The sequence below is a fragment of the uncultured Tateyamaria sp. genome, assembly GCF_947494755.1.
In the GTDB taxonomy this organism is placed as follows: domain Bacteria; phylum Pseudomonadota; class Alphaproteobacteria; order Rhodobacterales; family Rhodobacteraceae; genus Tateyamaria.
This window is the reverse complement of record NZ_CANLVZ010000004.1, coordinates 153,417-165,981: the sequence shown is the minus strand read 5'-3', so window position 1 is coordinate 165,981 and position 12,565 is coordinate 153,417. Positions and strand designations below refer to the sequence as shown.

The window sequence follows — 12,565 nt, the reverse complement described above, 5'->3', positions numbered from 1 at the left end:
GGGAAATAGGAGGGGCCACAAGGCCCATTGACGCCGTGCGGGTGCGCTTTGATGGTGGGCGGATGCGATTGACTGACGCCATCACCCGCCTGCCGCGCCCCCATAACCCCGAAAGGGGGGCGGAGGCTGTGGAGAGCCTGCCGGACCTCACCGGACCGGTGCGGGACCTGATCCGGGGGGCGGCGGGGTGCAGCCCTTACCTCGCCGGTCTGATCGCGCGCGAGGCGGCGTGGCTGCCGGACGCGCTTGATAATGTAGAGGCGGCTTTGCACAAAGCCCTTGTGCCGCCCGAGGGTGATCTGGAGGCGCTGCGGCCCGCGTTGCGGCAGGCCAAGCGGCGGGTTGGCCTGCTCGCTGCGCTGGCGGATCTGGGGGGCGCGTGGTCGCTTGAGCAAGTGACGGGTGCGCTGACCGCATTGGCCGATATGGCCTGCGACACGGCCCTCAAGGCGGCGTTGGCCCGACAGGTACAGCGGGGCAAGCTGGCCGATCCGGATGTTGGTCTGTTCGTCCTGGCCATGGGCAAGATGGGCGCGGGCGAGCTGAACTATTCCTCGGACATCGACCTTGTGTGCCTCTTTGACGAAACCCGGCACGATCCCGACAGCTACGGCGCTGTGCGCAAGGCCTGCGTCAAGGCGGTGCAGGACATGTCCGCCTGCCTCAGTGACCTGACGGGCGATGGCTATGTGTTTCGCACCGACCTGCGCCTGCGCCCCGATCCATCGGTGACACCTGTGGTGCTGTCGACCGCCGCTGCCGAGCGATATTATGAGGCTTTGGGCCGCACTTGGGAGCGGGCGGCCTATATCAAGGCGCGGACCTGCGCGGGGGATATCGCCGCCGGAGAGCGGTTTTTAGAAGAGTTGCGCCCCTTCATCTGGCGGCGCCATCTGGATTTCACGGCCGTGCAGGATGCGCATGATATGCGCCTCGCCATCCGCGAACACAAAGGGACGGGCGGGCCGATCACCTTGCCCGATCACAATATGAAACTGGGGCGGGGCGGCATTCGCGAGATCGAGTTTTTTACCCAGACCCGGCAGTTGATCGCCGGGGGCCGGGACAGGGACTTGCGCGTGCGCGGCACGGTCGAAGGTCTGGCGCGACTGGCGGAAAAGGGCTGGGTGCCGCCACACATCGCCACCGAACTCAGCGATCACTACCGCTTTGAGCGCACGGCGGAACATCGCGTGCAGATGGTGCGCGATGCCCAGACCCACAACCTGCCCGGCTCGGATGAGGGGTTTGACCGGCTGGCCGACATGATGGCCATGGACCGCGCCGCTCTGGAGGCGGAGTTGCACACACGCCTCGCCGCCGTTCACCAAGAGACCGAAGGGTTCTTTGCGCCCGGCGACCAACCCGCCGAACCAGTATTGGTGACGGATCCGGCCATGCAGGCCCGCTGGCGCAGCTATCCGGCGCTGCGCAGCACGCGGGGGGCTGCCCTGTTTGACCGGATCGAACCGGTGCTCGTGGACCGGCTGTCCCAAGCCGCCAAGCCGGACGAGGCATTTGCCGCCTTTGACCGGTTTCTGGCGGGGCTGCCCGCCGGGGTGCAACTGTTCGCGCTGTTTGAGGCCAACCCGCAATTGATCGATCTGCTGGTCGATATCGTCGGCACCTCGCGCGCTTTGGCCCAATATCTGTCACGCAATGCGGGCGTGCTTGATGCGGTGATCGGGGGTGCATTCTTTGCGCCATGGCCGGGCCAGTTTGCGCTGCAGCGTGAGGCGGCGACGCGGATGAAGGCCGAGACGGATTACGAGGCCAAGCTCGACGCGATCCGGGCCTGGGCGAAGGAATGGCACTTTCGCATCGGGGTGCATCACTTGCGCGAACTGACGACCGCCGACGAGGCCGGTGTGCAATATGCGGACCTTGCCCGCGCGGCCCTCATCGCGCTCTGGCCCGAGGTGCAGGCGCAGTTTGCGCGCCGCTATGGCCCGCCGCCGGGGCGCGGCGCGGTGATTGTGGGGATGGGCAGTCTGGGGGCGGGGCTGCTCACGACCCATTCGGATCTCGATATTATCATCATCTATGACGCAGATGGGGTTGAGGCCTCGGCCGGGCCGCGCCCCCTGCCTGCGCGCACCTATTACGCGCGGTTGACGCAGGCAATGATTACCGCTGTTACGGCTCAGACCGCTCAAGGGCGGCTTTACGAGGCGGACATGCGGCTGCGCCCGTCGGGCAATCAGGGCCCGGTGGCGACCAGTTGGGCGGCCTTCCAGAACTATCAGATGAACGAGGCGTGGCTGTGGGAGCATCTGGCCCTTGTGCGGGCACGCACGATTGCGGGGCCCGACGATCTGGCCGCCGATATCGACGCCTTCCGCCAAACGATCCTGTCCCAACCACGCACGGGGGCCTCCGTCATGGCGGACCTGCACGATATGCGCGCGCGGATTGCGCAGGCCAAGTCGTCCCAAGGGGTCTGGGACGCCAAGACCGGGCCAGGCCGGATGCTGGACATCGAACTGTTGGCGCAGGCGGGCACGGTGCTGAGCGCGGACACATGCGCTGATGTGCCGGGCGGATTGCGGGCCTGCGTCGCTGCGGGCTTGCTGAGTGACGCAGACGCGCAATCCCTGGCCACGACCTATGCGATGTTGTGGCAGGTTCAGATGGCCGCGCGGCTGCTCAGCACCGGGCCGGTGCGCATCGAAGATGTGGGCACCGGGGGGCTGGGCGTGTTGATGCGCGCCACCGGTGCCACAACCCAAAAAGCAGCCGAGGCTACATTGACCGAGGCGTACACCCAATCCGCCGCCATCATTGCACATGCGGTGGGGGACCCCGACACAAAGGCTAACCCATGATCCACAAAGGCAGCGCAGACGATCCAAAGGGCCTGATCTTTGAAGCCTACCGGATTGCCGGGATCACCAAGCCCGAGTGCCGCACCATTTTTCTGGACTGGGCGTTGAGCCTGCCGGGGGAGCAACCCCCCCATGAGGCCATCGCACGACTGCTTGAAACCTACGGCACCGACCATCCGGATCATCCGATGACCGACGTGTTGCGCGAGGGGCAGATGAGCCAGGCCAGCCCGCGCAGACGGGGTGGCTGGCGCGGGCGCAACAGGCCCAACTGAGCGCAGAGCGCCTCAGAACAATCGCGCATTTGAAACAATATTGTCTCAATTCCGCCAGAATTCCCGTGGAAGTTAACGGTGAGTTAACAGAAGCATGGGGACTCCCTCGTGCGGATCGGAGACATGAGATGACACGTATCAAACTGGTTTTGCTTCTTGCACTGGGTGGCCTCGTTTCGGCCTGCGCAAGCACCAACGTGGCCACACGCAACGCGCCCTTTGACGCGCCCCAACTGAGCGCCACGCCGCAGGTGCAACAGGTTCTGCCCCTCGGCGCGATCCGGGTGGAGGACGTGACCGTGCGCGTGCCGCGCAGCCTCACCGTCTCTGAGGCAAACCGGTACTTGCCCAAAAGCGATATCGTCTGGCGCGATGACCCCATCGGGGATCGTCACGCACAGGTCGGAGCGATCTTTTATGAGGCGATGACGCGCGGCACCGCAGCCCTTGATGGCACGCGGGGCGTTACGCTTGACATCGAAGTGCTGCGCTTTCACGCCCTGACCGAAAAGGCGCGCTACAGCTTTGGCGGCGTGCACAATATCAACTTCAAGCTGACATTGCGCGATGCCGAAACCGGCACGCTTCTGGCCGAGCCACGCATGGTGCGTGCTGATCTCGAAGGGTTCGGCGGCGATCAGGCCATTCAGGCCGAGGCCCGCGGCCAGACCCAAAAGGTCCGCATCACCGATCACCTGGCTGAAGTGATCCGTCAGGAACTGACCCAAGCCGAAGGGTTCCAGAACCCGCAACTGGGCTTCATTCAGGCGATGAACCAAATCTGACCTTTCGCAGCTCAGCACAACACACTAGAGGAGGGCGCTATGACAGCGCCCTCACTTGTTTCCGACACCCGCCCCGTAATTCGTCTGCGTCCCAAGATGGACCCGCGCCGCATCCGCCATGGCTTTCCCTGGGCTTATGCCAATGAGGTCGTGACCGACCGGCGCACCAAGGCGCTGGCACCGGGCACCCTGGCGGTGCTTGAGGATGAAAACCGCAGCCCCATGGCGCTGGTGGCGGTGAACCCGGCGTCAAAGATCATCGCGCGTGTCGTCGATAAGGATGTCACCGCCGAAGTCGATGTGGCGTGGTTCACGGCGCGGTTGCAAAAGGCTCTGGCGTTGCGTGATCGGCTTTATGATGCCCCATTTTACCGGTTGATCCATGCCGAGGCGGACGGTTTGCCCGGTGTCGTTGTTGATCGCTTTGGCGACCTGCTGGTGATCCAGCCCAATGCGGCCTGGGCTGACACCCGGATCGAGATGCTGGCTGAGGCCGCACGGCAGGTGACGGGGGCGACCACGCTGATCAAGAACGCTGGCGGGCGGGCGCGCAGCCTCGAGGGGCTGGACGACGTGACAATCGTGTTGTCGGGCGAGATGCCAACCGCCCCGATCCCGGTGCCGATGAACGGGGCCACCTATATGGCCGACATCGTCGGCGGGCAGAAGACCGGCCTGTTCTTTGACCAGCGACCCAACCATGCGCTGACCAAGCAGATGTCCAGGGGCGCGCGCGTGCTGGATGTGTTTTCGCATGTGGGCGGCTTTGGGCTGGCCGCGCTGGCCGGTGGGGCGACCTCTGCACTGTGCGTGGATGGATCAGCGCCCGCGCTGGAACTGGCAGCGCAAGGGGCGGGTGCTATGGGCGCATCCGACCGCTTTGAGGCACGCAAGGGCGATGCGTTCGATGTACTCACAGCCCTTGGTGACGAGGGCCAAAAGTTTGACATCGTGGTCTGCGATCCGCCCGCCTTTGCGCCCGCCAAACCCGCGCTCGACGCGGGCTTGCGCGCCTATGAGCGCGTGGCACGACTGGCCACGCCTCTGGTGGCCGAGGGCGGCATTCTGGTGCTGTGTAGTTGTTCGCATGCCGCAGACCTTGCGAAGTTCCAGAGCGCCTGCGTGCGCGGCATTGGCCGCTCGGGGCGCAGTGCAGCCTTGATCCATAGCGGTTCGGCCGGGCCTGATCACCCTCTGTTGCCGCAACTGGCCGAAACCGGATACCTCAAGGCGCTGTTCTTCCGCCTATGAAAATCCTGATCGACGCCAATGTGCTTTATCCTACGGTCATGCGCGAAGTGGTCTTGGGTGTGGCACGCGCGGGGCTGTTCACCCCGCAATGGTCGCCCCGCATCCTCGAGGAATGGGCGCGGGCGGCGGCAAAACTTGGGCCCGAGGGCGCGGCGCAGGCGCGCAGCGAGGTCGCGATGCTGAATGCGGCGTGGCCGGGGGCCGAAGTGCGCCATCCGCCTGAACTGGAAAACCGGTTGTGGCTGCCCGACCCCAATGATGTGCATGTGTTGGCGTCGGCCATCGCCGGGTCGTCGGATGCGATCATGACCGTCAATGCCAAGGATTTCCCGTGTCATATCCTGACCGAAGAGGGGCTGGTGCGTGTCGATCCCGACAGCTACCTGCAAGGCTGCGTCGAGGCGAACCCGGACCGCGTCGTGCCCGTGGCCCATGCGGTGCTGGCCGAAGCGCGCAGGCTTTCAGGTGAGGATTGGACCCTACGCGCGCTGATGAAAAAGGCCCGGCTGCCGCGGTTCGGCAAAGTCATTGAACGGCTCGGTTAAGACGGAATTTGCCATTTGGCTTCAAGGTCTTGCAACGCCTTGATGCGCTGTTCGGTCTTGGGGTGGCTCATCAGCCAGGCCGGGGCTGCGCCCGAGTTCGATTGCGTCAACGCCTCCAGCTTTTCAAACAGTGAAATCTGCGGGCCAATGCCGATCCCTGCCTTGGTGAGCAAAGCGGCGGCATAGGCGTCCGCCTCGTACTCATCGCCGCGCGACAAGCGGGCGGCCAGCAACGTGGTCAGCCCGTTCGCAATCCACACCCCAACGCCGGGAATAAAGCGCGACAGGATCATCGCGAGCGCCGTGCGCAGCGCGTTCTGGCCCGAAAAGTCAATCATGCGGCGGCGGCTGTGCCCGAGGGCGACATGGCCCAACTCATGCGCGATCACGCTGGCCATTTCGGCGGCGGACACGGCCCCTGTGCGAAACTTGTTGTAGAAGCCGCGGGTGATGAAAATACGTCCATCAGGTGCAGCCAGCCCGTTCACGGGCGCAATTTCGTAGATATGGACCTTGATCCGGTCGATCTCCAACGCACCCGCAAGTTGATCACACATTTGGCGCAACATCGGATCGGCGAGTTCTGTGGATTTCTCGTCCAATTCCCGGCTCGTGCGCCAGACCGAAAACCGATACATCGCGATGCCGTAGCCAAGCGCGAGAAGGATGGGAAGAACCTTGATCATAGCTCAGATATGGGGCCGGGCAGGGCGCGCGGCAAGCGGCATTATGCCTCCCATGTGACGGGGACACGGACAGGACCGCGAAAGGCCCACCCGGCAAAAGGGACATCACCGGCCAATGCGAGGCCGGGCAGTTGGTCAAACAGCATCGGCAAGGCGTGGCCCGCGATCAGCGTCCGCGAGGCCGCTGCACCTGCGCAGAAATGCGGGCCAGCCCCGAACGGGATCGCGGGGCCGGTGTTGCGCGTGACGTCAAAGTGGTCGGGATCGGTGAAGTGTGCGGCGTCCCGGCAGGCCGAGCCGAACATGAAAAAGATCAGCTCGTCCGTCTCGAAATCAACCCCGCAGGCCTGCCCGTCATAGGCGACCCGGCGTGGCGACATGCCGATGGGGGCGACGAGGCGGACATATTCGGCAAACACGTCCTCCCATCTGGCGGTGCCGTCCTTGATTAGCGTGTGTTGGTCGGGGTGGTGCAGCACGGCCCATGCGGCCCCGGCGATGGCGTCACGCGGCTCGTTCTGGCCACCGCCGATGATGACGCGGACATTGCCTGCGATGGCGTCGACGCCCAACCCCGCCTGATCGAGGACCGAGATGATCGACAGGTCGGGCGCGGCGCGCAGGGTGGGCAGGCGGTCTTTGATCAGGTCGAGAACACGGGCGGCATAGCCATGGCCCTTGGCGTCCACCTTCGGGTCGCGCTGATAGTTCGCGGCGGCATCGAGCATCGCCTGACTGGCGGCGTCCATCTCTGCCGCCTCCATATTCGTCAGACCCGTCATCACCCGCAGCGCGTCTGCCGACACCGGCATCGCGAAATCGGACACCAGATCGCATCCGCCCTGCGGTTTCAGCCGGTCAATATGGCCCTGCACGATGGCGTGGAATTGCGGGGCCAGCACATCGCGCACCGTGCGCGGGCTGAGGGCGGGGAACAGTGCGCGGCGCTCAAACATATGCGCGTCGCCATCCTTGCGCATCATGTTGGGGCCCATCACGCGGGTCAGCAAGCCATTGGGCTGGTGGCTGGAAAACAGATCGATCCGCTTTTCGTGCGCAAAGACGTCATCACGGCGGGTGAACAGCGTCGCGCCAAGCTCGGGCACAAAGCAGACCGGAGCCGTCTCGCGCATCGCCGCCAGCGTCGGGTAGGGATCTGCGTGAAAGGCGACCGGGTCGATGGAAAAGACAGGGGCGTTGGACATGCGCACGACGCTAGCCCGGCGTTTCGTAACTGAACAGCCCTAGCGGGTCATCGCCTTCATGCCCCGGCTGAGGCCCTCGAGAGTCATCGGCACCATGGTGTCGGGGCCAAAGATCTCCTGAATCATGCCGATGGAGTGGGTGTAGCCCCAGTATTTCTCGGGGACCGGATTGATCCACAGGTTTGATGCCCACTGATCGCGCGCGCGCGCAAGCCAGACCTGTCCGGCCTCGGCGTTCCAGTGTTCGTTGGCCCCGCCCGGATAAGCGATTTCGTAGGGGGACATGCTCGCATCGCCCACGAAAATGCATTTGTAATCAGGGCCATAGGTGCGCAGGATCTCGTGGGTTGGGGTCTGCGCATCCCACCGTCGCCGGTTGTCGCGCCACACGCCCTCGTAAAGGCAATTGTGGAAATAGAAGTGTTCAAGGTGCTTGAATTCCGACTTGGCGGCGGAAAACAACTCTTCGACAATTTTCACGTGGGGGTCCATCGACCCGCCGATATCGAGGAACAGCAAGACCTTGACTGCATTGCGCCGCTCGGGGCGGGTCTGCACATCAAGATAGCCGTGTTCGGCGGTGGCGCGGATGGTGCCGTTGAGGTCCAGTTCCTCTGCCGCGCCATCGCGCGCCCATCGGCGCAGACGTTTCAGGGCCACCTTGATGTTGCGCGTGCCCAGTTCAACTGTGTCGTCCAGGTTCTTGAATTCACGCTTATCCCATACTTTGGTGGCACGCTGATGGCGGGATTTGTCCTGACCGATCCGCACGCCCTCGGGGTTGTAGCCATAGGCCCCAAACGGTGAGGTGCCCGCTGTCCCGATCCACTTGCTGCCGCCCTGATGACGTTTCTTTTGTTCCTCCAGTCGTTTCTTCAGCGTTTCCATGAGTTTATCAAAGCCACCCAAAGCTTCGATCTCAGCGCGTTCCTCTTCGCTCAGATGCTTTTCAGCCAGCTTTTCAAGCCAGTCCTGCGGGATATCCACCGCCTCGAGGACCTGATCGATACCGATCTGTTCCAGCCCCGCAAAGGCGGCGGCAAACGCGCGGTCAAACTTGTCGATGTTGCGCTCGTCCTTCACCATGGCGGTGCGGGCGAGGTAGTAGAACGCCTCGGCATCGTATGTCGCCAGCCCCGCCTTCATCCCCTCGAGAAAGGCCAGAAATTCGCGCAAGGACACCGGCACTCCGGCTTTGCGCAAACTCTCGAAAAAGGGCAGGAACATCTCAGGTGCTCAGGATGCGGTCGATTGACACGGTGGCGATGAGGCCGACCACCACGAAGGCCAGCGCGTATCCCGTGGCGTATTGCGCGATGTCCAGCCGGTTGCCGCCGCGCTTGCGCGCTGTCAGCCCGCCGATAATCGCGCCGGTGATGGCGGCTGCGAGTACGATCATTTGTCCTTGCCTCTCAATTGCTTGGGGCGGCAAATTCATCCATTCAATGGGTTCAGCGACGAGATTTCGCGCAGCTTGGCCCGGACCGCCCAGTCTGGGCCAAATCCGTAGCGTGCCCACCCGAGGCTGTCCAGCCTGACCGTGCGTGCCTCGGCCGAGCGGCCTTGCAGATCGAGCGCCTCGGCGCGCAACAGCAGCAGGGTAGACAACAGCGCGGCGTTCTCGTTCAGCGCGGCCTCGTCGATATGAGGGCTGAGGATCACCATGGCCGCATCGCCGTCGCCCCGCGTGATTGCATAGGCGGCCAGTTGAGTGGCGACATAGGCGCGGTGCAGATCGGCCCCCTGGGTGGCGGCATAGTACTGGTCGGCGGCGCGGAAATGGGTCTGCGCGGCTTTTGGGTCAGACGACAACAGCAGGCGGCCATTGGCGTAGTGGGCAAAGGCGCGGCGGTGGTCTTTCCAGCCCATGGCCTGCGCGATCTTCAGCGCGCGGTCGGCAGCGGCGCGGCGAGCAGGCTGCGTGGCACCGGGGCCGAGGGCCGTCTGCACGGCCTGGCTCCAGGCGCGGGGGGTGCGGGTCGCGTATTTGGCGGGAAGTTGATCGCCGCGCGGGTTGATGCGCGCAAAAATGGCCGGCAGGCGCTGCGCCACTTCGCCCCGGGTCATGCCGGAGCGCAGTTCGGGCGCGTAATAGGCCCGCAGCATCATCATATCAAAGCCGGTCAGGACAGTGTGCACATTGTCGTCGTTGAACACGGAGTCGGGCAGGCGATAAAGATCGTTGAGCGGGCCAATGGCCTGGGCCAATTCCTCGTGCAGACAGTCGCGCACCTCTTGAGGGCTGGCGTCGTTGGGCAGGAATATCGCCAGTTGTTTGCGGGTGCGCAAATTGGTCCAGCTTGTGCGGGCGCTGCGGCGGTTGGATTTATATTCCGAAATGGTCGTGATGTTGGGCACGACGAAACAGGCGGCATGGGGCAGGGCGCGGCGGATCTGCGCACGGCTGACCGCCTCGATGGTGATATTGGCGGTGCTGCCGGGAGTGGCGGCACCGATGTCGATGCCAGCCTCGGTGCGCAACCGGTGCATCAGGCGGCGCAGGTCGGGCCCGAGGGACGCAGGTGGCGCGCCGGTGACCCGGACCGAAATCGGCCCTTCAAAGCGGGTGAAGACGGGCAGCTCTCGCCCGGACTCAAGTTGAAAGCTCAGCTCGATGAAATCCAGCGCCAGATCGTTGTTGGACCGGATCGGGACCGCAGGGCGCGGCGCGCCAAAGGTCTTCATCGGGGGCAGGTCGCTGATCTGGGGCAAGGCGCGCGTGGGCGTATCGCCCGGCGTCACAGGCATACAGGCGTTCAGCAACAGCACCATCGGCAGGACAAAGCGGCGCATCCGGTTCATGACGCGCGTTCGTATTTGATGAAGGGCGTGAGGTGGCCGATACGGTCATAGAGCTTGCGGGCCTGCGTGTTGGACTCTTGGGTCATCCAGTAGACGGACGGCGCGGCATTGGCGTCCGCCGTCGCATAGACCGCTTCGATCAGACGCCGTCCGACCCCCAAACCGCGCACTTCTGGCGTGGCATAGAGGTCTTGCAGGTAGCAGACGTTTTCAATGCGCCAGCCGTGGCGGTGAAACAGGAAATGGGCCAACCCGACCAGTTTGCCGTCCAGTTCAGCCACCAGCCCGTTGAAGTCATGCGGGTTGTCGCCGATGAGGCGAACAAAGGAGGTTTCGAAAACCTCTTGCGAATGGGATGTCTTGTAGAATGCGAGGTAGGCCGCCCACAGGTCGTTCCATTGCGGACGGTCCGCCAACGAAAGTGGGCGCACAATAAGTGCGTCTGAAAAGCTCATTTATACTGCCTGCCTGCCTTATAGCATTTTGGATGCGGGTGTTTTCACCTCTCATCAAGGTTAGGGTATGGAGCATTTCAGGCAAAATAAAGACATTTTATCCACAGCCCGCCACAGCCATGGCGGGAAAGTACACATGTGACCGAAAAGACTCGCCTTTCGGTCAAACGGATCTGGTGGTCAGCGGATACGGTGTCAGCGCTGGCCACGCGCCATAAAGGCCAGCGGCTCGAACAGGTGGACGTCCTGTTCATTCTTGAGCAATGCGCCATGCAATTTGGGCAGCGCAGTTGAGCCATCCGCCTTCAGATCCTCGGCGCTCAGATCTTCGGCCAGAAGCAGTTTCAGCCAGTCCAGCACTTCCGAGGTCGATGGCTTTTTCTTGAGCCCCTGCTTGTCGCGGATTTCAAAGAATTGGGTGAGGGCAGTGGTCAGCAGCGCCTCTTTGATGCCCGGGTGATGGACGGCGACGATCTGTTTCATCGTGTCCATGTCGGGAAAGCGGATGTAGTGAAAGAAACAGCGGCGCAGGAAGGCGTCGGGCAGTTCCTTTTCGTTGTTGGACGTGATGATGACGACGGGCCGGTGACGCGCCTCGATCGTCTCGCCGGTCTCGTAAACGAAGAATTCCATCTTATCGAGTTCCTGCAGCAGATCGTTGGGAAACTCGATATCGGCCTTGTCGATCTCGTCGATCAGCAGCACGACTTTTTCGCCCGCCTCGAACGCCTCCCACAGCTTGCCCTTTTTGATGTAGTTGGACACGTCATGCACGCGGTCCTCGCCCAACTGGCTGTCACGCAGGCGCGACACCGCGTCGTATTCATAAAGCCCCTGTTGGGCGCGGGTGGTGGATTTGATGTTCCATTCGATCAGCCGCAAGCCAAGGCTGCGTGACACTTGCTTGGCCAGTTCGGTTTTGCCGGTGCCCGGCTCGCCCTTGACCAACAGCGGGCGTTCCAGGGTGACGGCCGCATTGACTGCAATGGTCAGGTCATCGGTGGCCACATAGGCGTCGGTGCCTTGAAATTTCATTTGGGTTCACCCTGTTGCACAACTTTGTTCATGGATACGCTTTTAGCCAACCTGAGATGGGATTGTGTAGTGACAATCCTCAAACCCTCCGATAAATGCTGCGGCAGAACACCGGTCGGGGCGGTGTGTCCGAGACCTTAGGGGACCGTTGATGGCAAGCATCAGTCGAATTGAGGGGGAACAAATGAAACAGGAAGTGTTTTTGCCGGATGATTATCGTCCGGCCGAAGATGAGCCGTTCATGAACGAGCGGCAGGTCGAATATTTTCGGCGTAAGCTGCTGAACTGGAAGTCCGAGTTGCTGGCTGGCAGCAAAGACACCATTGAGGGGTTGCAGGACGGCACGCGCAACATTCCGGACGTTGCCGACCGCGCCTCTGAAGAGACGGATCGCGCGCTCGAATTGCGAACCCGGGACCGTCAGCGCAAGCTGGTGTCCAAGATCGACGGCGCGCTGCGCCGCATCGACGAGGGTGAGTTCGGGTATTGCAACGTGACGGGCGAGCCGATTTCGCTCAAGCGGCTGGATGCGCGGCCCATCGCGACCATGAGCCTCGAGGCGCAGGAACGCCACGAGCGGCGCGAGAAAGTACATCGCGACGATTGAGTTTGCGCAGGTGACGGCGATCAGTGGTAAGGGTGGTTCGGCAAGACCCATCAGCCCCACCCTTCGTTCAATCACCGATACAGTAAGGCGCATC

General features: G+C 63.1%; 13 protein-coding genes. 6 read left to right on the top strand and 7 right to left on the bottom strand.

The window, feature by feature from the left end; all coding sequences use genetic code 11:
• The first annotated feature begins 62 nt into the window (after nt 1-62).
• The 5 genes from Q0908_RS06765 (at nt 63) to Q0908_RS06745 (ending at nt 5,681) form a co-directional block, all read left to right on the top strand.
• Nucleotides 63-2,825 (top strand): glutamine-synthetase adenylyltransferase, encoded by a 2,763-nt coding sequence (locus Q0908_RS06765; protein ID WP_299282131.1) that lies wholly within the window; start codon nt 63-65, stop codon nt 2,823-2,825.
• Nucleotides 2,822-3,100: a hypothetical protein gene (locus Q0908_RS06760; RefSeq protein WP_299282129.1), complete on the top strand. Its 279-nt coding sequence runs from the start codon at nt 2,822-2,824 to the stop codon at nt 3,098-3,100. Before Q0908_RS06765 ends, Q0908_RS06760 begins: the two co-directional genes overlap by 4 nt.
• Nucleotides 3,101-3,228: 128 nt before the next feature.
• On the top strand, nt 3,229-3,885 hold the full coding sequence (locus Q0908_RS06755) for a DUF6778 family protein (protein ID WP_299282127.1): 657 nt from the start codon (nt 3,229-3,231) through the stop codon (nt 3,883-3,885).
• A gap of 39 nt (nt 3,886-3,924) precedes the next feature.
• Nucleotides 3,925-5,136, top strand: a complete 1,212-nt coding sequence (locus tag Q0908_RS06750; RefSeq protein ID WP_299282126.1) for an RSP_2647 family RNA methyltransferase — start codon at nt 3,925-3,927, stop codon at nt 5,134-5,136.
• On the top strand, nt 5,133-5,681 hold the full coding sequence (locus tag Q0908_RS06745; protein ID WP_299282124.1) for an RSP_2648 family PIN domain-containing protein: 549 nt from the start codon (nt 5,133-5,135) through the stop codon (nt 5,679-5,681). The genes Q0908_RS06750 and Q0908_RS06745 overlap by 4 nt, the downstream gene beginning before the upstream one ends.
• Here Q0908_RS06745 and Q0908_RS06740 read toward each other — a convergent pair.
• From Q0908_RS06740 to Q0908_RS06710, 7 genes are all read right to left on the bottom strand, one after another.
• Nucleotides 5,678-6,367, bottom strand: a complete 690-nt coding sequence (locus Q0908_RS06740; RefSeq protein ID WP_299282122.1) for a M48 family metalloprotease — start codon at nt 6,365-6,367, stop codon at nt 5,678-5,680. The two genes, Q0908_RS06745 and Q0908_RS06740, sit on opposite strands and share 4 nt — an antisense overlap.
• A 41-nt stretch (nt 6,368-6,408) precedes the next feature.
• Complete coding sequence (locus Q0908_RS06735; RefSeq protein ID WP_299282120.1) at nt 6,409-7,572, bottom strand: cytochrome P450; 1,164 nt, start codon at nt 7,570-7,572, stop codon at nt 6,409-6,411.
• 39 nt (nt 7,573-7,611) lie between these two features.
• Nucleotides 7,612-8,799, bottom strand: a complete 1,188-nt coding sequence (locus Q0908_RS06730; RefSeq protein WP_299282118.1) for a VWA domain-containing protein — start codon at nt 8,797-8,799, stop codon at nt 7,612-7,614.
• A gap of 1 nt (nt 8,800) precedes the next feature.
• Entirely contained in the window at nt 8,801-8,971 is a 171-nt protein-coding gene (locus tag Q0908_RS06725) for an apolipoprotein acyltransferase (RefSeq protein ID WP_299282116.1), read from the bottom strand.
• Nucleotides 8,972-9,006: 35 nt separating this feature from the next.
• A complete protein-coding gene (locus Q0908_RS06720) occupies nt 9,007-10,365 on the bottom strand; it encodes a DUF2927 domain-containing protein (RefSeq protein ID WP_299282366.1) in 1,359 nt (452 codons plus the stop codon).
• A 5-nt stretch (nt 10,366-10,370) separates the two neighbouring features.
• Nucleotides 10,371-10,829 carry a GNAT family N-acetyltransferase gene (locus Q0908_RS06715; protein ID WP_299282114.1) on the bottom strand — a complete coding sequence of 153 codons (459 nt, stop codon included), beginning with the start codon at nt 10,827-10,829 and terminating at the stop codon, nt 10,371-10,373.
• 195 nt (nt 10,830-11,024) lie between these two features.
• Nucleotides 11,025-11,864, bottom strand: a complete 840-nt coding sequence (locus tag Q0908_RS06710) for a MoxR family ATPase (RefSeq protein ID WP_299282112.1) — start codon at nt 11,862-11,864, stop codon at nt 11,025-11,027.
• A gap of 184 nt (nt 11,865-12,048) precedes the next feature.
• Between Q0908_RS06710 and dksA the strand changes: the two genes are divergently transcribed.
• Nucleotides 12,049-12,471 carry an RNA polymerase-binding protein DksA gene (gene dksA, locus Q0908_RS06705; protein ID WP_299149960.1) on the top strand — a complete coding sequence of 141 codons (423 nt, stop codon included), beginning with the start codon at nt 12,049-12,051 and terminating at the stop codon, nt 12,469-12,471.
• The last annotated feature ends 94 nt before the right edge of the window (nt 12,472-12,565 follow it).

What these genes read in the sequence shown, in the direction of transcription:
- dksA (WP_299149960.1), top strand. Translation starts at nt 12,049, where the DNA reads ATGAAACAGGAAGTGTTTTTGCCGGATGATTATCGTCCGGCCGAAGAT.
- Q0908_RS06745 (WP_299282124.1), top strand. Translation starts at nt 5,133, where the DNA reads ATGAAAATCCTGATCGACGCCAATGTGCTTTATCCTACGGTCATGCGC.
- Q0908_RS06730 (WP_299282118.1), bottom strand. Translation starts at nt 8,799, where the DNA reads ATGTTCCTGCCCTTTTTCGAGAGTTTGCGCAAAGCCGGAGTGCCGGTG.
- Q0908_RS06725 (WP_299282116.1), bottom strand. Translation starts at nt 8,971, where the DNA reads ATGATCGTACTCGCAGCCGCCATCACCGGCGCGATTATCGGCGGGCTG.
- Q0908_RS06765 (WP_299282131.1), top strand. Translation starts at nt 63, where the DNA reads ATGCGATTGACTGACGCCATCACCCGCCTGCCGCGCCCCCATAACCCC.
- Q0908_RS06755 (WP_299282127.1), top strand. Translation starts at nt 3,229, where the DNA reads ATGACACGTATCAAACTGGTTTTGCTTCTTGCACTGGGTGGCCTCGTT.
- Q0908_RS06750 (WP_299282126.1), top strand. Translation starts at nt 3,925, where the DNA reads ATGACAGCGCCCTCACTTGTTTCCGACACCCGCCCCGTAATTCGTCTG.
- Q0908_RS06710 (WP_299282112.1), bottom strand. Translation starts at nt 11,864, where the DNA reads ATGAAATTTCAAGGCACCGACGCCTATGTGGCCACCGATGACCTGACC.
- Q0908_RS06715 (WP_299282114.1), bottom strand. Translation starts at nt 10,829, where the DNA reads ATGAGCTTTTCAGACGCACTTATTGTGCGCCCACTTTCGTTGGCGGAC.
- Q0908_RS06740 (WP_299282122.1), bottom strand. Translation starts at nt 6,367, where the DNA reads ATGATCAAGGTTCTTCCCATCCTTCTCGCGCTTGGCTACGGCATCGCG.
- Q0908_RS06720 (WP_299282366.1), bottom strand. Translation starts at nt 10,365, where the DNA reads ATGCGCCGCTTTGTCCTGCCGATGGTGCTGTTGCTGAACGCCTGTATG.
- Q0908_RS06735 (WP_299282120.1), bottom strand. Translation starts at nt 7,572, where the DNA reads ATGTCCAACGCCCCTGTCTTTTCCATCGACCCGGTCGCCTTTCACGCA.
- Q0908_RS06760 (WP_299282129.1), top strand. Translation starts at nt 2,822, where the DNA reads ATGATCCACAAAGGCAGCGCAGACGATCCAAAGGGCCTGATCTTTGAA.